This window comes from Ideonella sp. B508-1, from assembly GCF_000333615.1.
GTDB lineage: Bacteria > Pseudomonadota > Gammaproteobacteria > Burkholderiales > Burkholderiaceae_C > Ideonella.
In genome coordinates, this window is the sequence record NZ_BADL01000498.1 from 1 (window position 1) to 17,721 (window position 17,721).

Here is a 17,721-nt window from a genome sequence, read left to right on the forward strand (position 1 = left end):
CAGGTGCTGGTTTCGGAAAATGGCCGGGGCCTGTTCGAGACGATCCGGCAGATTTCGCCATCGACGATCCGGCGCTGGCCGTGCTGGAGCTGAGCAAGGGCCGGGTGACCAGCCAGCCCGCCCGCCACACGGGCCGCGGCCTGTTCTACCTGGCCCGGCTGGCAGACGTGATGGACCTGCATGCCAATGCCGTGGCCTACCAGCACCGGGAGTGGCAGCCCCAGCAATGGGTGCGCGGCCGCGCCATGCGCGAGGTGGGCAGCGCCATCTACCTGGCCATCCGCCTGGACACCGAACGCCGGCTCGACGAGGTCCTGCGCTCAGCCAGCCTGGACGGCGAAGGCTATGGCCTGGAGCGCACCCTGTTGCCGCTGCGACTGTTGACCAGTGAGCTGGTGGCGTTGGAATCGCGCGCCCAGGCCCGCCGCGTGGCCGCCCGTCTGGGGCAGTTCCGTCAGGCTGAACTGGACTTCAGTGGCGTGACCCGCATCGGCCATGGCTTCGCCGATGAGCTGTTCCGGGTCTTCGCGCGCGAACCCCATGGCGTGGAGCTGGTGGTGCGCCATGCCAATGAGGCAGTGGCTCGCATGATCGCCATGGCCCAGGCCGGCTGATCCGGGGCGGCGGCTCAGCCCGCCGCCAGCGCGGGCCCGACCACCGTCTGCAGGTGCTCGCGCAGCCAGCGGTGCACCGGATCATGCTGGTGGCGCTGGTGCCAGACCGCGTACATGGGCATCTCGGGCGTTTTCAGCGGCACCGGCACCTGCGCCAGACCCTGCAGCGCCCCGCGCCCCATCAGGGAGGGCGCCGTCGCCACCCAGTCGCCACCGCGCAGCAGCGCCGCCAGGGCCGCCATGCCGGGCACGGTGGCCACAAAGCGCCGCGCCACGCCCTGGTCGGCCAGCCAGCGGTCCACATCCAGGGCCCGCCGCGGCTCGTACAGCACCGTCACATGCTCGGCCGCGAGGTAGGCCGCCCGGGTGGCCGGCGCGGCGCGACAGGCGGGGTCGTAGAACACCGCATAGCGGTCTGCGAAAAGGCGCTTCTGCAGAATGTCGCTCGCCACCGGGGGCCGGGGCGTGATCACCAGATCGCATTCGCCCTCGCGCAGCAGCTCGGCGCCCGGCGCGCCCGAGGGAATCACCCGCAGGCTGACCTGCGGCGCCTGGGCCCGCAGGCGCCGCAGCCACGCCGGCAGCAACAGATCGCGCTGCAGGTCATTGGCCGCGACGGTGAACTGCGTGGCCAGCCGCGCGGGCTCGAAACCGGCCGCCAGGCTGAAGGCCCGCAGGTCCTCCAGCAGGGTGCGGGCCCGGCGGGCCAACTGGCCGGCCTGGTCGGTGGCCACGATGCCCCGGCCCGACTTCACGAACAGCGGATCGCCCACGATGGCCCGCAGCCGATCCAGCCCGTGGCTGACGGCCGACTGGGTCAGCCCCAGGCGCTGGGCCGCACGGGTGATGGAGCCTTCCTCGTGCACCGTCAGCAGCAGACGCAAGGCGTGGCCATCCAGATCCAAATGATCGATTTCATTCATGTCTCACATGAGTATCCATCCATTTATCGAAAGCATGGGCATTCGCATACTGGCGCACCTCACCCCTGCGGAGACCCCCTCATGTGCAACATCCCCGGCACGCAGCTCTTCGATGCCGACATGGCCCGCAAGGGCTACGCCCTCAACAAGATGTGCTTCTCGTTCAACGAGGCGGCCAACCGACAGGCCTTCCTGGCCGACGAGGCCGGCTACATGGCCCGCTACGGGCTGAACGAGGAACAGGCCGCCGCCATCCGGGCGCGCAATGTGCTGCAGCTGCTGGCCGCCGGCGGCAATGCCTACTACCTGGCCAAGTTCGCCGGCATCTTCGGCCTGGACATGCAGGACATCGGCGCCCAGCAGACCGGCCTGAGCAAGCAAGCCTTCCAGGCCAAGCTCGACGCCTACGCCCGCGGCTGAGTCAGCCCACCCTCAGGAGAACAGACACCATGGCTGAGATCGTCGGCGCCATCACCACTTCGCACGTGCCTGCCATCGGCAAGGCCATCTTCCAGCAGCTTCAGGACGAGCCCTACTGGAAGCCCTTCTTCGACGGCTACGTCAACGCCCGCAGCTGGCTGCGCGACGTCCGCCCGGACACCGTGGTCGTGCTCTACAACGACCACGGCCTGAACTTCTTCCTCGACAAGATGCCCGCCTTCGCGGTGGGAGCCGCCCCCCGCTACACCCACGCCGACGAGGGCTGGGGCATCCCCACCATCCCGCCCTTCACCGGGGACCAGGATCTGTCCTGGCACCTGATCCAGCAGCTCACCGACGCCGAGTTCGACCTGACCACCTGCCAGGAGATGCTGGTCGACCACGCTTTCACCCTGCCGATGGCCCTGCTGTGGCCGGAGCAGGACTGGCCGGTCCAGGTGGTGCCGGTGTGCATCAACACGGTCCAGTTCCCGGTGCCCTCGGCCCGCCGCTGCTGGAAGCTGGGCGAGGCCATCGGCCAGGCGGTGCGGGCCTGGGACAGCGACAAGCGGGTGCTGATCCTGGGCACCGGCGGCCTGTCCCACCAGCTCGAAGGCGAGCGGGCGGGCTTCATCAACAAGCCCTTCGACCTGGCCTTCATGGACAGCCTGACGGCGGACCCGCTGTGGGCCACGCAGTGGAATTCGGCCGAGCTGGTCGAGAAGGCCGGCACCCAGGGCATCGAGCTGCTGATGTGGCTGGCCGCCCGCGGCGCCCTGGGCGAAGGCGCGCGCGAGCTGCACCGCAATTACCACATCCCCATCTCCAACACCGCCGCCGGCCTGATGGTGATGGCCCCGGCGGCCTAAGGCCGCGCCGGCCGGATCACCCCACGCGGCAGACCTTGAGCATGTTGGTGCCGCCCGGTGTGCCCATGGGCTCGCCGCAGGTGATGGCATAGGTGTCGCCGGGCCGGAGCACGCCGCTGGCCACCAGCAGGTTCTCGGCCTCGGCCAGGGCCTGCTCGCGATCGGTGTAGCGCGGCACCAGCAGCGCCCGCACATTGCGGTACAGGGCCATGCGGCCCCGGGCGATGGGCTGGCTGGTCAGGCCGTAGATGGGCACATGGATGTTGTGCCGGCTCATCCACAGCGGGGTCGAGCCCGATTCGGTCAGCGCGATGATGGCCTTGCAGCCCAGGTGGTAGGCGGTGAACAGCGCGCCCATCGCGATGGCCTGGTCGATGCGGCCGTAGATGCGGTCGCTGAACTGGGCGTCCAGCCGGACGTCCTCGGTGCGCTCGGCTTCCTCGGCGATGGCGGCCATGTGCTGCACCGTCTCCACCGGATAGCGACCGGCGGCGGTCTCGGCGCTGAGCATCACCGCGTCGGTGCCGTCCAGCACCGCGTTGGCCACATCCGAGACCTCGGCCCGGGTGGGCACCGGGTTCTGGATCATGGACTCCATCATCTGCGTGGCGGTGATGGCGACCTTGTCCATCTCGCGGGCCATGCGGATCATCTTCTTCTGCAGGCCCGGCACCGCGGCATTGCCCACCTCGACAGCCAGGTCACCACGGGCCACCATGATGCCGTCGCTGGCCTTGAGGATGGCTTCCAGTTGGGGGATGGCCTCGGTGCGCTCGATCTTGGCGATCATGGCCGGCTTGTGGCGCCAGGGCTCGCCGGCCACGTTGGCCAGCTGGCGGGCCATCTCCATGTCGGTGGCGTTCTTGGGAAAGCTCACCGCCAGGTAGTCGCACTGGAAGGACATCGCGGTCTTGATGTCCTCCATGTCCTTGGCGGTCAGGGCCGGCGCCGTCAGGCCACCGCCCTGCTTGTTGATGCCCTTGTTGTTGGACAGCTCGCCGCCGATGGTGACGACGGTGTGGACCTGGTCGCCCTGCACCTGGGCCACCGTCAGCACGATCAGACCGTCGTTGAGCAGCAACACGTCACCCGGGCGCACGTCGCGCGGCAGCTCCTTGTAGTCCAGCCCCACGCCGTTCACGTCGCCGGGCTCGGTGCGCGCGGCATCCAGCACGAAGGGCGCGCCGGGCTCCAGCATCACCTTGCCCTGGGCGAACTTGCCCACACGGATCTTGGGGCCTTGCAGGTCGGCCATCAGGGCCACCGGCTTGCCCAGCCGGGCGGCGATCTCGCGCACCAGCGCGGCCCGGTCGATGTGGTCCTGGGCGCTGCCGTGGCTGAAGTTCAGCCGGACCACGTCCACCCCGGCCGCGATGAGCCGCTCCAGGACCACCGGGTCACTGGAAGCGGGGCCGAGGGTGGCGACGATCTTGGTGGCACGGGGCATGGGCGGCGGTCTCCTGTGGTGTGGCGGCGGCGGGCACCCATGCCCGCGCCGTGTCCACGGATTATCCGCAGCCCGCGCCCCGCGCGCAGCCTCAGGCCGAGGCGCGCGCCGCGGCCACGTCGGCCGAGGCCAGGGCCGTCATGTTGACCACCCGGCGCATCGAGGCCTGCGGGGTCAGGATGTGGGCCGGAGCGGCCGCGCCCAGCAGGATGGGGCCCACCGTCACGTTGTGGCCGGAGGACACCTTCAGCACGTTGAACAGGATGTTGGCGGCGTCCAGGTTGGGCATCACCAGCACATTGGCCGCACCGCTCAGCGTCGAGTCCGGCAGGCGCACGTCACGCACGCTCTCGGACAGGGCCGCGTCGCCCTGCATCTCGCCATCGCACTCGATCTGCGGCGCGCGGGCGACGAACAGGTCGCGCGCGGCGCGCATGCGCTTGGCGCTGGGCCGGTTGGAGCTGCCGAACATCGAGTGGCTCAGGAAGGCCACCTTGGGCGGCAGGCCGAAGCGCTGCACCTCTTCGGCGGCCATCAGGGCGATGCTGGCCAGTTCCTCGGCCGAGGGCAGTTCGTTGACGAAGGTGTCGGTGATGAACAGGGTCTGCTGGTCCATGATCAGCGCGTTCATCGTCGCCATCGTCGAGACCCCGGCGCGGGCACCGATCACTGCGCTGATGTGGTCGAAGTGGGCGTCGAAGCGGCCCACCAGGCCGCACAGCATCGCATCGGCATAGCCCAGCTTGACCAGCAGGCTGGCGATCAGGGTGTTGGAGCGACGCACCGCGGCCTTGGCCGCCTCGGGCGAGACGCCGTCACGGGCCATCTGGCGGTGGTAGGCCTCCCAGCACTCGCGGAAGCGCGGATCGTCCTCGGGGTTGACCAGTTCGAAGTCCACGCCGGCCTTCAGACGCAGGCCGGCACGCTCGATGCGCATGGCCACCACGGCCGGGCGGCCGATCAGGATGGGCTTGGCCAGGCCTTCGTAGATCACCTCCTGCACCGCGCGCAGCACGCGCTCGTCCTCGCCTTCAGCATAGACCACGCGGGCCGGCGCGGCCTTGGCGGCCACGAACACCGGACGCATGAACATGCCGGTCTGGTAGACGTACTGGCTCAGGCTGACGCGGTAGGCGTCCAGGTCGGCGATGGGCCGGGTGGCCACGCCGGATTCGGCCGCGGCACGCGCCACGGCCGGCGCGATGCGCAGGATCAGGCGGGCGTCGAAGGGCGTGGGGATCAGGTAATCCGGGCCGAAGCGCAGGTCCTTGCCGGCGTAGGCGGCGGCCACCTCATCGGAGGCCTCGGCCTTGGCCAGCGCGGCGATCTCATGCACGCAGGCCACCTTCATGGCCTCGGTGATCTTGGTGGCGCCGCAGTCCAGCGCGCCGCGGAAGATGTAGGGGAAGCACAGGACGTTGTTGACCTGGTTCGGGTAGTCCGAGCGGCCGGTGGCGATGATGCAGTCCGGGCGCGCGGCCTTGGCGATCTCGGGGCGGATCTCCGGCTCGGGGTTGGCCAGCGCCAGGATGATGGGATCGCGCGCCATGGTGGCGACCATCTCGCCGGTCAGCACACCGGCGGTGGAGCAGCCCAGGAAGACGTCGGCGTCCTTGACCGCATCGGCCAGGGTGCGGCCGGCGGTCTTCTGGCAGAAGCGCTGCTTGGATTCGTCGAGCTTGCCGGCGACGGCGTCCGCACGCTCGCTCTGGATCAGGCCCTTGGAGTCGCAGACGAAGATGTTCTCGGTCTTCACCCCCAGGTTGACCATCAGGTCCAGGCAGGCGATGGCCGCGGCGCCAGCACCGGAGACGGCCAGCTTGACCTCGCCGATCTTCTTGCCCACCAGCTCCAGGCCGTTGAGCAGGGCGGCGCTGGAGATGATGGCCGTGCCGTGCTGGTCGTCGTGGAAGACGGGGATCGAGAGGCGCTCGCGCAGCTTCTTCTCGATGTAGAAGCACTCGGGGGCCTTGATGTCCTCGAGGTTGATGCCACCCAGCGTGGGCTCCATCGCCGCGATGATGTCGACCAGCTTGTCGGGGTCGTGCTCGGCCAGCTCGATGTCGAACACATCGACGCCGGCGAACTTCTTGAACAGGCAGCCCTTGCCTTCCATCACCGGCTTGCCGGCCAGCGGGCCGATGTTGCCCAGGCCCAGCACCGCGGTGCCGTTGGTCACCACGCCCACCAGATTGGCGCGCGAGGTGTAATCGGCCGCCAGCGAGGGGTCCTCCTCGATCGCCAGGCAGGCGTAGGCCACCCCCGGCGAATACGCCAGGCTCAGGTCACGCTGGTTGGCCAGGGGCTTGGTCGGCGTGACGGCGATCTTGCCGCGCGTCGGGCTGCGGTGGTATTCCAGCGCAGCGTCGCGCAGGGCTTGTTCGGCAGGCGAAAGAGAAGGCTTGGTCATGAAGGGTGGCGTCAAAAAGGTGCGCGGATGCCGCCGACCCCGATGGCCGATGGCATCCGCGACAGCGGACGCACAATCTATTCCTGACCGAACGCAAATTCGCCTGCGACGACGACGTCATGCAAAACTTGCATAACGCCATGTCGCGAGACATCCCTCGCTCAGTCAATGGAGTACTACTGCCCAAACCGCTTTGCCAAGATGAGCGGGCGTATCGATCGGCCAATCGAGACCACGGTTTGCGACTGAAGTCCATAAACGATGTTCAAGAACGAGTCGACAGCCCGCGCATCGTAGATCCGAGTGACAGCCCTTGTGACGTGCTGAAACGACTCAATCTCAAGCACTGGCTTGGCCAGACCGTCAGAGTCAACGTCGACCGTGATCTTTGGTCCAACGATCCGACGATGCTTACCATGGTTGACCACATCAGAAAGGTAGACCATGTCGGGATGCTCAATCAGCGTGTTGATCATCGCGTTCATTTCGACGGTGAGGGGCCCGTCTGACAAGACGCCTCCCAGTCTCGGAAGATCAACGCCATGTTCGCCAAGCTGTTCCAGGCGAGGCCACATTGGCGCCAACGCCCAGAAGATGATATGAGCCAAGGTATCGTTCACGGAGTGAATGCTCTGCATGCATGCAACCACGTGGGCAGCGGCTTCCTGTTCCACACGCAAGTTGCGCAGGGCCTGATCTTCATTCGTGAACATGGTGATCAGTTCTTCTTCGTGGGTTCTGCCGGCGGGGAACCTCACTGCGATCAGCCGGAGGTATTCGCGAAAGTGATATCCAGCGAAGGATTGCCTTTCGACGATCGACTGCAGTGACTTCCAGCAATGATTGGCACGTTCCTCCCCGAAGTGCGCCTCGACAGTACGACGCAGTTCTTCCAGGTCCCAGGGGCCTGATCTGACAGATCCATTCTCGTCAGACATCGTCAGCTTCGGTCAATCCAATGCAGCACGCATCAGTCACCCCTACACAGAACCGAATTGACCATCCGAGCCCTCAGCGTCGAGCAATTCAACTTGGCGGCGCACGGCAGCCATCAGATTCTTGAAGCTCTTGGAACGTTCATTGGCAACATCCAGCTCAGCGCCCAACGCCCGCGAGCCTGCCACCTTCTGATATCGGTGACGAGTCAGTTGTCGCAATTCCCGACTTGGGCTTTCCAACCGGTCTGGAGTGCGGTATTTGGCGCCCGCCTGCTTGGCTGCCAGACCGCCGATTCCCAACGCCCTCTCGACGGCAGCGAGATCGGCCAGATAGAAGGCCTCCAGCTCACGGCAGGCAATTCGCACCATGGCGCGATCCCCCTTATCGGAGGCCTGACACCGATCGATCAGTCGGGCTTTCAGCGCCTGGCAATCCGGCTCGCTGTCCTGGTCACGCAGCACAATGAAGCGCGCACCAGGGTTCTGCCAGGATCGCAGGCGCTTGGCGATGTGCCGCTCAAGATCCTGCTTGCCCTCGAAAACCTGAAAGCGAATCATCAACCCCGCCGGAAGAAAGCGGGGCAAGAGGCTCTTCAACAAGGCCTCTGCCGAGGCCTCTTCCAACAGGAAGACAAGCTCCTTCATGCCGGGTCGACTCCGTCGAACAGGCCTTGCTTCCAGAGATAGCCCAGTTGGTCACCCTCGGCCACGCAGGCAGCAAGCTGCGCGTCATCACGAGCGCGGCGCACCTGCGTGCAGCCATCCCGCTTGACCAGCCAGCAGACCTCTTCAAGCTCAACGGCATTGAGAAAGTCTGGCGAGTGGGTGGAGACCATGACCTGCCCGCCCCTGTCCGAATAGGCCCGGAACTCTTCGGCCAACTCGACCATCAGCTTGGGATAGAGCTGGTTCTCGGGCTCCTCAACGCACAGCAGGGGGTGGGGGGCCGGATCGTTCAACAACACCAGATAGGCGAACATCTTGATCGTACCGTCCGACACGTAGCGATCAAGAAATGGCGTCTTGAAGCTGCCATCTTGAAAGCGCAGTGTGAGGTAGCCGTCTTCGGTCAACCGCGGCTCCACGCTGGCCACGCCGGGTACACGCTCGGTCATGGTGCGAAGAATGGCCGCAAAGCGCTCTGGGTGATGTTCGAACAAATAGCGCGCCACGAGCGGCAGGTTGTCACCAGTCGGCGTCAGGTGCTCCTGATTGCCGACCACTTCCTTACGGCCTCGCGCTGCCGAGATGTGGAAGTCCGACACGTGCCAGGATTCCATCAGTGCCCGAAACGCATTGGCTGCCTTGAATCGTTCCAACTGGCCCAGACCCTTGATGGCCAGCGAGTCCGACGCTACGCGCTGCTCCTCCCGCGTCAGTTCTTCGTCCTCGCGCTGGAAGTCCTCTTCATTGGTCACGGCGTAGCCCTGGCCGTTGCTGAAGTCGAGGAAGTGAAACGGCTTGCCATGCCTCCCACGCTTGTAGCGCAAGGTTTCTCTGCGCACCACGGGCTGACCATCCTCCTCGGCGATCTCCAACGAGTAGGTCACCAGCCGATTGGTGCCCGTGATCTCCATGCGGTATTGCAATTCGATGAGGATCGTTTCACCCTCCATCGCACCGCGGCTGATCACCTCTCGAAACCGTCCACGCTTGTCTAGCGCCTGGCGCACAGTTCCGGTCAGACTGTCATGCAGAAAGCCGAAGACATCGAACAAGGTTGTCTTGCCGGTCCCGTTTGCACCCACCACCACCAGAAATCCTGGAAGGTCCGTGAGGTGCACGTCTCGGAAGGCCTTGTAATTTCTCAGTCGAATGGATTCGATTCTCATGGCATGGACTCCAGCCAGACACCTCAGCTGCCAGCACCCGATCGTCGGGGCTGACACTTTGGCGGGACAGACGCAGTATCAGCATTGTCCCTGCTGGCTTGCTCAACCGGCCGCGCGCTTGGCCAGGATCTCGAAGGCCGGCAGGGTCTTGCCTTCCAGCACCTCCAGGAAGGCGCCGCCGCCGGTGGAGATGTAGCCCACGTCCTGCTCGATGCCGTACTTGGCGATGGCCGCCAGGGTGTCGCCGCCGCCGGCGATGCTGAAGGCCGGGCTCTGGGCGATCGCCCGGGCGATGGTCTCGGTGCCGTGGGCGAAGGCGTCGAACTCGAACACGCCCACCGGGCCGTTCCAGACGATGGTGCCCGCCGCCTTGAGCTTGTCGGCCAGGATGGCGGCCGTCTTCGGGCCGATGTCCAGGATCAGGTCGTCGTCGGCCACCTCGCTGGCGTCCTTGACGGTGGTCGGCGCATCGGCGGCGAAGGTCTTGGCGCAGACCACGTCCACGGGGATGGGCACCTCGGCGCCGCGGGCCTTCATGGCGGCGATCACCGCGGTGGCCTCGCCCACCAGGTCCGGCTCGGCCAGGCTCTTGCCGATCTTCTGGCCGGCGGCCAGCAGGAAGGTGTTGGCGATGCCGCCACCCACGATCAGGCCGTCGACCTTGCTCGACAGGCTTTGCAGGATGGTCAGTTTGGTCGAGACCTTGGAGCCGGCGACGATCGCAATCAACGGGCGCTTGGGGTTGGCCAAGGCCTGGGTGATGGCGTCGATCTCGGCGGCCAGCAGCGGGCCGGCGCAGGCGACCTTGGCGTATTCGGCGATGCCGTAGGTGGTGCCCTCGGCGCGGTGGGCGGTGCCGAAGGCGTCGTTGACGTAGATGTCGCACAGGGCGGCCATCTTCTGCGCCAGCTCGGGCTTGTTCTTCTTCTCGCCGACGTTGACGCGGCAGTTCTCCAGCAGCACGACCTGGCCGGGGGCCACGTCCACGCCGTCGACCCAGTTCACGACCAGCTTGACCTCGCGGCCCAGCAGCTCGGACAGGCGCGCGGCCACCGGGGCCAGCGAGTCCTCGGGCTTGAACGCCCCCTCGGTGGGGCGGCCCAGGTGGGAGGTGACCATCACCGCGGCGCCGGCCTGCAGGGCCATCTCGATGCAGGGCACCGAGGCGCGGATGCGGGTGTCCTCGGTGATGCGGCCCGCGTCGTCCAGCGGGACGTTCAGGTCGGCGCGGATGAAGACGCGCTGGCCCGCCACTTGGCCTTGGGCAACGAGATCGGCGAAACGGATGACGTTCATGGTGGTATCGAGGAAGACGTGGGTTGGTAACCAGGGTGAAACCGCTATTTTGGCCGCGCTGACCCAGAAGGCCAAACGCGGCCCCGTATATTGAGGATCGCGTCCCCTCTGTTCACCATGCCACAGCCTCCCGCCGTCGCCCCGTCCGCTCCCGTCCTGCATGTGCTGGGCGAGGCCCTGATGGACTGCTTTGCCGAGCCCGACGGCCGCCTGCTTCCCCGCATGGGCGGCAGCCCCTTCAACCTGGCCCGCGCGGCCGCCCGCCAGGGCCGTGCCGTGCGCTGGCTGACGCCTTTCTCCACCGACGCCTTCGGCCAGGCCCTGCGGCGTCAGGCGCTGGCCGATGGCATCCACCCGGCGGCCCCCGCCAGCCCCTGGCCCACCGCGCTGGCGGTGGTCAGCTTCGAGGGCGACAACGCCCGCTACGGCTTCTACCGCGAGGGCATTGCCGACCGGGACTGGTCGCCCGCCTCGGTGCTGGCGGCGCTGGCGGAGCAACCACCCGGCGTGCTGCACACCGGCTCGCTGATGCTGGTGCCGCCGCAGCACGAGGCCACGCTGGCGGTGATGGAGGCGCTGGCCGCACGCGGCTGGACGATCAGCCTGGACATCAACCTGCGCCCGCGCCTGGCCGCGGACCTGGACGCCTACCGCGCGGCCGTGTGGGCCGCTCTGGCGCACGCACATTGGGTCAAGGCCAGCGACGAAGACCTGGCCGTGCTGATGGACCTCCCCGCCCTCCCGTCGCTGAACGAAGCCCCTGCCCTGTGGCAGCGCCTGCGACAACCCTCCCACCGGCGTGGCGCCCTCACCTTCGGCGCACAAGGCGCCTGGCTGAATGTGGGGGACCACAGCGCCGCCTTGCCGGCCGCGGCCACGCAGCTGGTGGACACGGTGGGCGCGGGCGACACCTTCTGGGGCACCTGCCTGGCCGACTGGCTAGCGGACGGGCTGGAGGACGCGCAGCACGCCCCCGGTGCCGCCGCGCCAAGGGTGGACGCCACCCTGCGGCGTGCGCTGCGCGCCGCCGCGCTCAACTGCGCTCGCGCCGGCTGCCAGCCTCCGACCCGGGCCGAGCTGGACGCCACCGGGGGCTGATCAGCCGCCCCAGCCCAGGCGCAGCACCAGCATGACGGCCGTGCCGCAAAGGATGGTGCCCAGGATGTCGCGCCGCCAGGCGAACCAGCCGGCCGCCGCCAGTGCGGCCCACAGGCGAGGCGCCTGCCAGCTGTGCAGCAGTTGGCCGTGGTCCATCAGCACCTCGGGTGCCACCACCGCCATCAGCGCCGCCAGCGGCGCATAGCGCAGCGCGTCGCGCAGCCAGCCGGGCATGGGGATGTCGCGCCGCGGCAGCGAGAAGAAGCCCCGGGTCACGATGGTGATCACCGTCATGCCGATCAGGGTGATCCAGATCTCCAAGGGGCTCATCACAGCTCCTTGCGCTGCGCCAGCATGCGGCTGGCGGGGGCGAGGTGGTCCATCACCAGGCCGATGGCCACCGCTGCGGCAATGGCCACCAGGATGTTGAGCTTGAGCGGCAGCGCGTAGGCCGCCAGCGCGGCACAGGCTGCCACCGCGCCGGCCACCCAGGTGGCACGGTCCACCAGCAGGGTGCCGGTCAGACCCATCAGCGCCAGGGTGCCGGCAAAGCCCAGGCCCCATTCGGTCGGGATGTGGTGGGCCAGCACGATCCCCAGCACCGAGAAGCCCTGCCAGGCCAGCCAATTCACCGCCGCCCCGCCCCAAAGAAGGGCCACTGGCTGGCTTGGGGCACCGGATCGGGGTAGGCCCTGACGAACAGGACGTAGTTCAGGTCACCGGCCAGGTAGGCATGGGCCCCCTTTCTGCCAAAAGGGGCGGTGGCCGAAGTAGGGCCGCCAGCCGGCGCTGAAGATGACGAAGCGCAGGTTGACGCAGGCCGCGGTGGCCCAGACCAGCCACATCGGCGCGCCCTGCACGATCAGCGGCAGGGCCGCGAGTTGGGCGCTGCCGGCAAAGACCAGCAGGGTCATGGCCAGCGACAGGGGCACGCCCAGGCCGCTCTTGACCATGGCCACGCCTGTCACCAGGCCCCAGGCGCCAATGCCCAGCGAGGCACTGCCCAGTTCCCGGAAACCCCGGGCGAACGCGGGATCCCGCCACAGCGGCGAGGTCCCGGAGGTGTCGTCATGCATGTCGCCATTGTGGCCGAGGGCCCTTGGCCCCGGTCACCGGCGGGATGGTCAGGCGGGCTTCTTGACCCAGGCGTTGCACCAGCCGTTGGCGTGGATCTGCTTGCGGCCGAACATGGCGCAGCCGGCCCATTCGTCGCCGGCGGCCCCCTGGAAGAAGCCGCAATCGGCGCAGCGCTGCGAGGGCTGGTGCTTGGGGAACTTGGCGCTGTCGACCTTGGTGGTGTCGTGCTTGTAGCCCAGGGCCACCGCGGTCTCGTCGGTTTCCTCGAGATGCTTGACCGGCAGGGCGGCCAGGGCCGATTCGGACAGGGCCACACCGGCGCCGGCCACACCCAGGGCCTGGATCATGAAGACGCGACGGGAGAAGAAGGAAGAGTTCATGCTGCATGCTCCAGCCGGACGGCAAGCCTCCGGCGCGGGAGGGGGCCTCGGGCCCCCTCCCCGGTCATCAAAGTTTCAGGAAGGGATCAGCTCTTGGGCAGCTTGAACACCCACATGGTGCCGCCCTGCTCCAGGAAGTTGACCCGCTTGGCCACCTCACCGCCCCACAGCGGCACGGCACCACCCCAGCCCGAGGCCACGGCGACATACTGCTCACCGTTCTGCTGCCAGGTGATCGGAGGCGCCACCACGCCCGAGCCGGTCTGGAACTCCCACACCACCTTGCCGGTCTTGGCGTCGGCAGCCTTCAGGTAGCCCTCGGGCGTGCCCCAGAACACCAGGTTGCCGCCGGTGGTCAACACACCCCCCCACAGCGGAGCGTTGTCCTTGACTTCCCAGACGATCTTGCCGGTCTTGGGGTCCACCGCGCGCAGGGCGCCGATGTAGTCCTCGTTGAGCGGCTTGATGGTGAAGCCCGCGCCCAGGTAGGCCGCGCCCTTCTTGTAGGCCACCGGCTCGTTCCAGATCTCCATGCCCCACTCGTTGGAGGGCACGTAGAACAGGTGGGTCTGCGGGCTGTAGGCCATCGGCATCTGGTTCTTGCCGCCCAGGAAGCCCGGTGCTGCAAACACCTCGCTGCCCTTCTTGCCGTCACCGGCGGTCGGGTCACCCGGGCGGTTTTCCGGCACGAAGTTCGGACGGCCGGTCTTCAGGTCCACGCCCGTGGCCCAGGTGATCTTCTTGACGAAGGGGAAGGCGTTCTGCAGCTTGCCGGTGTTGGCGTCCAGCACGTAGAAGAAGCCGTTGCGGTCGGCCTTGGCGCCCAGGCGCTTGCCGTCCTGGTCGAAGGTGATGAACTCGTTGGCGCCGTCGAAGTCCCAGCTGTCGTTGGGCGTGCCCTGGTAGTGCCAGACGATCTTGCCGGTCTTCACGTCGATGGCGACGGTGGAACAGGAGAACAGGTTGTCACCCTTGCGCAGGTGGCTGTTCCAGGGCGCCGGGTTGCCGGTGCCGAAGTAGGCCAGGCCGGTTTTGGCGTCGTAGGTGCCGCCCAGCCAGGTGGCCGCGCCACCGGTCTTCCACAGGTCACCCGGCCAGGTCTGGTTGGTCGTGCCGGAGATGCCGTTTTCCTTCTTGGTGCCGTCCTTGTCCCAGATGTAGCCCATGTGGCCTTCAACGGTCGGGCGGGTCCAGACCAGCTTGCCGGTCTTGGGGTCACGCGCCTCGACACGGCCGACCACCCCGAACTCGCCGCCGGACACGCCGGTCAGCAGCAGGCCGTTGGCGATGATGGGCGCGGCGGTGGCCGAGTAGCCGGCCGAGTAGTCGTCGATCTTGGTCTTCCAGGCCAGCTCACCGGTGTCCTGCTTCAGGGCCACCAGCTGGGCGTCCAGCGTGGCGAAGATCACCAGGTCGTCATACAGCGCGGCACCGCGGTTGACCACGTCGCAGCAGGGCATGATGCCCTCGGGCAGGCGGTGCTCGTACTTCCAGAGCTTCTTGCCGGTGGCGGCGTCCAGCGCGTACAGGCGCGAGTACGAACCGGTGATGAACATCCGGCCGTTGTAGACCACGGGCTGGGATTCCTGGCCGCGCTGCTTCTCACCACCGAAAGAGAAAGCCCACGCGGGGGTGAGCTTGCTGACGTTGGCGGTGTTGATCTTGTTGAGCGGCGAGAAGCGCTGGCCTTGCGGCGTACCTCCCCAGCTCAGCACGTTGCCCGAGGCCGAAGACTCGGTGTCGATCATCTGATCGGTCACGCCAGCGGCGTGGGAAGTGGCGGCGGCAGCCAGGCCGATGGCCATCATCAAGTTCAAGAGGGTCGGTCGCATGTTGTCTCCTCGTGGGTGGGCGCCGTCCGGTGGACCGGACTGGCGATGCGGTTGAGCGCTGTCAAACAGCGCAATGTCCGTGCCATGGCCGGGGCCGGATTCCGGGGCCCTTGCGGGACTGCAAGGGCCTGTCACTCCACGGGTTTCCCCGTTCGTCAGGTCCTGGGTTGCTACAAGCTCGAACACAAGGTGTCCCAGGTCGACGCGTCGCAGCGGGACAGCCGGCTCAGGCGCCAAGCCCGGGCCAACCCGCACTGGACCGGCGCCGGCCGGCCTTGTCGATGGTCAGCACCGCCACGCCCCAGTCCCGCGCCACGGCCGCGGCGCCCTGCGGGCCGGCCATGAAGACGACCTTGGTCAGCGCATCGGCCAGCGCGCCTTCGCGCGCCAGCACGCTGACCTCGGCCAAGGCCGGCGGCGAATCGCCGGTGCGTGGATCGAGGATGTGGTGGTGACGAAAGTCCGGCGTGAAGCAGCTCGGGTTGTCGGCCGAGGTGGCCAGACAGGCGCCCCCCCGCAGACCCACCCGGTCCACCCAGGCGTCGGCCTGGCGCGGGTCGGCCACCGCCAGCGTCCAGGGTTGGCCCTTGGCGTTGTGCCCCTGGGCCGCCCATTCGCCAGCGTCCACCAGGGCATGGGCCACGCCGTGCTGCCGCAGCAGCTGGGCCGTCAGGTCGGCCGCGTGGCCTTGTGCGATGCCGTTGAGGGTGACGCCCATGCCCGGTCGCGCCAGGCGGATCTCGTCCTCGCCCAGCTGCAGGCCCTGCCAGCCCACCTTCTGCCGCGCGGCCTCACGCTCTGCCGACGTGGGCAAGCGCCCCTGCTGGCGGCAACGGTCGTACAGCAACCACAGCGGCTGCACCGTGACATCGAAGCTGCCTCCGCTGCGCGCCGAGATGGCCTGGGCGCGACGCAGCAGGCCCAGCAGCTCGGCCGGCGGGCGGGCCAGCCGCCCCTCGCGGTTCAGGCGCGAGAGCGCGCTGTCCGGGTCGAACAGGTTCATCTGCCCGTGCAGGCGCTGCAGCAGGGCCACCGCGGCATCCAGCGCCTCGCGCAGGCGGGCGGGGTCGGTGTGGGCGGCCTGCAGGCTCAGCGTGGTGCCGAAGCCCACCAGCGAACGGGTGTCCCAGTGCAGGGGCTCGGCGGACGTCGCGGCACGGGCCGCGGCCGGGGCCAGCAGCGCCCCCAGGGCGCAGCGGAGGAACTGTTGTCGGCGCATGGCACACCTCCTGTGGGTTCAGGCCGGGGCGCGGCCGGGCCGCTGGGCCGGCACCGCGCGGATCGGGATCACCCGCTGGCGCGCCTGGGCGATCAGCGGGGCACAGCGGGCCGGGTCGTCGTGGATGGCCACGCAGTCCAGGCACTGGAAGCACTCGGCGTAGTCCACCGTGCCCTCGGGCGCGATGGCCTGGTAGTGGCAGCGGTGGCGGCAGGTCTGGCAGGGCGTGCCGCACTCCATGCGGCGGGCGATCCAGTCCCAGCGGCGCAGCCGGCCCAGCAGGGCCAGGCCCGCGCCCAGCGGGCACAGGTAGCGGCAGAAGCCCTTGTAGAGGAACAGGGACAGGGCCAGCAGCGCCACCGCCCAGACCACCGCCGGCCAGGCCCGCTGGAAGCCCAGGGTGATGGCCGTCTTGAAGGGTTCGAACTCCACCACCCGGTCCACCCAGGCGCCGTGCACCGGCGCCACGGCGGCCACGCCGACGATCCCCGCCAGCACGACGTACTTCAGGCGCTTGAGGCGCCGGTCCCAGGCCATGCGCAGGCGCCGGGGCTTGATCCCCAGCCGTTGGCCCAACTGCGAGACCAGCTCCTGGAAGGCGCCGAAGGGGCACAGCCAGCCGCAGAAGGTGCCGCGGCCCCACAGCACCAAGCTCACCGCCACCACGGCCCACAGCGCCACCGTCATCGGGTCGAGCAAGAAGAAGCCCAGGCCGCGCCCCTCGCGCAAGGCCTGGATGAGCGCGGTGAGGTTGACGATGGAGAGCTGCCCCTGTGCCCACCAGCCGATGAAGCCCAGCGTGAACAGCAGGAAGCCCACCCGCGCCCTGGGCAGCCACTGCGGCCGGCTCACCCACACCGAAGGCCGCAGCAGCGCGCCGCCCAGCAGGGCCAGCGCCACCGCCAGCACCGTCAGGTCGACCCAACGGCTCTTCCAGGCCGCCACCCAGGGCGGCTGCGGCGGCTCGGGGCGGATCAACTGGTCCTCCGGCAGGCGGTAGCGCAGCGTGAAGTCGCGGGCGATCTTCTCGACAAAGCCCGAGCCTTTGACACGCACCACCCGCAGGCCGAAGTCCAGCGGCTGGCCCGGGTCCAGGCCGGCCGCGCCGATCACGCGCATCACCTTGGCGTCGCGGGTGTTCCAGCCGGGGGGCAGCTTCAGCGGCTCATCCAGGTCCAGGTCGCGCAGCTCGATCGAGAGCTCGCCCTGGTGCAGGTTCAGGCGGTCGGGCACCGCGCCGCGGGTGAAGTCGTCCCCCACGAAGCTGTAGCCCGACAAGGGCACCACCAGCAAAGCGTGGTCGCCCGGGTCGAGCCCGCCCTTCAAGTGGTCCCAACCCGCCTCGCTGAGCAGGTTGCGGCCCACC

The 17,721-nt window shown here is 68.2% G+C and carries 18 protein-coding genes; 4 read left to right on the forward strand and 14 right to left on the reverse strand.

From position 1 onward, the window contains the following. Positions 1-614: STAS-like domain-containing protein (locus I73_RS19575; RefSeq protein ID WP_022982168.1), on the forward strand; the 614-nt coding region annotated here is incomplete at its 5' end. Positions 615-628: 14 nt separating this feature from the next. On the opposite strand, the gene I73_RS19580 is transcribed toward I73_RS19575, so the two are convergent. Continuing rightward, positions 629-1,537, reverse strand: coding sequence for a LysR family transcriptional regulator (locus I73_RS19580; protein WP_022982169.1), 909 nt, complete (start codon positions 1,535-1,537; stop codon positions 629-631). Positions 1,538-1,618: 81 nt separating this feature from the next. Between I73_RS19580 and I73_RS19585 the strand changes: the two genes are divergently transcribed. Both I73_RS19585 and I73_RS19590 read left to right on the forward strand, forming a co-directional pair. After that, on the forward strand, positions 1,619-1,957 hold the full coding sequence (locus I73_RS19585; protein WP_022982170.1) for a protocatechuate 4,5-dioxygenase subunit alpha: 339 nt from the start codon (positions 1,619-1,621) through the stop codon (positions 1,955-1,957). A gap of 29 nt (positions 1,958-1,986) precedes the next feature. Continuing rightward, entirely contained in the window at positions 1,987-2,826 is an 840-nt protein-coding gene (locus I73_RS19590) for a class III extradiol dioxygenase family protein (protein ID WP_022982171.1), read from the forward strand. A 16-nt stretch (positions 2,827-2,842) separates the two neighbouring features. Here the strand turns inward: I73_RS19590 and pyk are convergent, their stop codons facing one another. From pyk to I73_RS19620, 6 genes are all read right to left on the reverse strand, one after another. Beyond that, the gene (gene pyk, locus I73_RS19595) at positions 2,843-4,273 is read right to left on the reverse strand and encodes a pyruvate kinase (protein WP_022982172.1); all 1,431 of its coding nucleotides are present in this window, start codon (positions 4,271-4,273) and stop codon (positions 2,843-2,845) included. A 91-nt stretch (positions 4,274-4,364) separates the two neighbouring features. Continuing rightward, a complete protein-coding gene (locus I73_RS19600) occupies positions 4,365-6,683 on the reverse strand; it encodes an NADP-dependent malic enzyme (protein ID WP_022982173.1) in 2,319 nt (772 codons plus the stop codon). Between the two features lie 176 nt (positions 6,684-6,859). Further along, entirely contained in the window at positions 6,860-7,621 is a 762-nt protein-coding gene (locus I73_RS19605) for a hypothetical protein (protein WP_148289863.1), read from the reverse strand. Between the two features lie 42 nt (positions 7,622-7,663). Continuing rightward, positions 7,664-8,266 (reverse strand): DUF4276 family protein, encoded by a 603-nt coding sequence (locus I73_RS19610; RefSeq protein WP_022982175.1) that lies wholly within the window; start codon positions 8,264-8,266, stop codon positions 7,664-7,666. Continuing rightward, entirely contained in the window at positions 8,263-9,453 is a 1,191-nt protein-coding gene (locus I73_RS19615; protein WP_022982176.1) for an AAA family ATPase, read from the reverse strand. Before I73_RS19615 ends, I73_RS19610 begins: the two co-directional genes overlap by 4 nt. A 102-nt stretch (positions 9,454-9,555) precedes the next feature. After that, positions 9,556-10,749 (reverse strand): phosphoglycerate kinase, encoded by a 1,194-nt coding sequence (locus I73_RS19620; protein ID WP_022982177.1) that lies wholly within the window; start codon positions 10,747-10,749, stop codon positions 9,556-9,558. A gap of 117 nt (positions 10,750-10,866) precedes the next feature. On the opposite strand from I73_RS19620, the gene I73_RS19625 reads away from it, so the two are divergent. Further along, the gene (locus I73_RS19625) at positions 10,867-11,847 is read left to right on the forward strand and encodes a PfkB family carbohydrate kinase (RefSeq protein WP_022982178.1); all 981 of its coding nucleotides are present in this window, start codon (positions 10,867-10,869) and stop codon (positions 11,845-11,847) included. Here I73_RS19625 and I73_RS19630 read toward each other — a convergent pair whose 3' ends face one another. The 7 genes from I73_RS19630 to I73_RS29265 form a co-directional block, all read right to left on the reverse strand. Next, positions 11,848-12,177 (reverse strand): AzlD domain-containing protein, encoded by a 330-nt coding sequence (locus I73_RS19630; RefSeq protein ID WP_022982179.1) that lies wholly within the window; start codon positions 12,175-12,177, stop codon positions 11,848-11,850. Further along, positions 12,177-12,506 (reverse strand): hypothetical protein, encoded by a 330-nt coding sequence (locus I73_RS34910; protein WP_374701969.1) that lies wholly within the window; start codon positions 12,504-12,506, stop codon positions 12,177-12,179. Before I73_RS34910 ends, I73_RS19630 begins: the two co-directional genes overlap by 1 nt. A 57-nt stretch (positions 12,507-12,563) precedes the next feature. Continuing rightward, positions 12,564-12,923, reverse strand: coding sequence for an AzlC family ABC transporter permease (locus tag I73_RS34915; protein WP_374701970.1), 360 nt, complete (start codon positions 12,921-12,923; stop codon positions 12,564-12,566). 48 nt (positions 12,924-12,971) lie between these two features. Then, positions 12,972-13,304 (reverse strand): high-potential iron-sulfur protein, encoded by a 333-nt coding sequence (locus tag I73_RS19640; protein ID WP_022982180.1) that lies wholly within the window; start codon positions 13,302-13,304, stop codon positions 12,972-12,974. Between the two features lie 86 nt (positions 13,305-13,390). Further along, positions 13,391-15,136, reverse strand: a complete 1,746-nt coding sequence (locus tag I73_RS19645; protein ID WP_026096972.1) for a PQQ-dependent methanol/ethanol family dehydrogenase — start codon at positions 15,134-15,136, stop codon at positions 13,391-13,393. 226 nt (positions 15,137-15,362) lie between these two features. Next, positions 15,363-16,355: an FAD:protein FMN transferase gene (locus I73_RS19650; RefSeq protein WP_022982182.1), complete on the reverse strand. Its 993-nt coding sequence runs from the start codon at positions 16,353-16,355 to the stop codon at positions 15,363-15,365. Between the two features lie 18 nt (positions 16,356-16,373). Further along, positions 16,374-17,721, reverse strand: a 1,348-nt coding sequence (locus I73_RS29265) for a 4Fe-4S binding protein (RefSeq protein WP_040501057.1), incomplete at its 5' end; no start/stop codon positions are given.

Excerpts from the sequence above, each read along its gene's own strand:
- I73_RS19580 (WP_022982169.1), bottom strand. The coding sequence starts at position 1,537 with ATGAATGAAATCGATCATTTGGATCTGGATGGCCACGCCTTGCGTCTG.
- I73_RS19640 (WP_022982180.1), bottom strand. The coding sequence starts at position 13,304 with ATGAACTCTTCCTTCTTCTCCCGTCGCGTCTTCATGATCCAGGCCCTG.
- I73_RS19620 (WP_022982177.1), bottom strand. The coding sequence starts at position 10,749 with ATGAACGTCATCCGTTTCGCCGATCTCGTTGCCCAAGGCCAAGTGGCG.
- I73_RS19585 (WP_022982170.1), top strand. The coding sequence starts at position 1,619 with ATGTGCAACATCCCCGGCACGCAGCTCTTCGATGCCGACATGGCCCGC.
- I73_RS19605 (WP_148289863.1), bottom strand. The coding sequence starts at position 7,621 with ATGTCTGACGAGAATGGATCTGTCAGATCAGGCCCCTGGGACCTGGAA.
- I73_RS19600 (WP_022982173.1), bottom strand. The coding sequence starts at position 6,683 with ATGACCAAGCCTTCTCTTTCGCCTGCCGAACAAGCCCTGCGCGACGCT.
- I73_RS19625 (WP_022982178.1), top strand. The coding sequence starts at position 10,867 with ATGCCACAGCCTCCCGCCGTCGCCCCGTCCGCTCCCGTCCTGCATGTG.
- I73_RS19615 (WP_022982176.1), bottom strand. The coding sequence starts at position 9,453 with ATGAGAATCGAATCCATTCGACTGAGAAATTACAAGGCCTTCCGAGAC.
- I73_RS19630 (WP_022982179.1), bottom strand. The coding sequence starts at position 12,177 with ATGAGCCCCTTGGAGATCTGGATCACCCTGATCGGCATGACGGTGATC.
- I73_RS19610 (WP_022982175.1), bottom strand. The coding sequence starts at position 8,266 with ATGAAGGAGCTTGTCTTCCTGTTGGAAGAGGCCTCGGCAGAGGCCTTG.
- I73_RS34915 (WP_374701970.1), bottom strand. The coding sequence starts at position 12,923 with ATGCATGACGACACCTCCGGGACCTCGCCGCTGTGGCGGGATCCCGCG.
- I73_RS19645 (WP_026096972.1), bottom strand. The coding sequence starts at position 15,136 with ATGCGACCGACCCTCTTGAACTTGATGATGGCCATCGGCCTGGCTGCC.
- pyk (WP_022982172.1), bottom strand. The coding sequence starts at position 4,273 with ATGCCCCGTGCCACCAAGATCGTCGCCACCCTCGGCCCCGCTTCCAGT.
- I73_RS19650 (WP_022982182.1), bottom strand. The coding sequence starts at position 16,355 with ATGCGCCGACAACAGTTCCTCCGCTGCGCCCTGGGGGCGCTGCTGGCC.
- I73_RS19590 (WP_022982171.1), top strand. The coding sequence starts at position 1,987 with ATGGCTGAGATCGTCGGCGCCATCACCACTTCGCACGTGCCTGCCATC.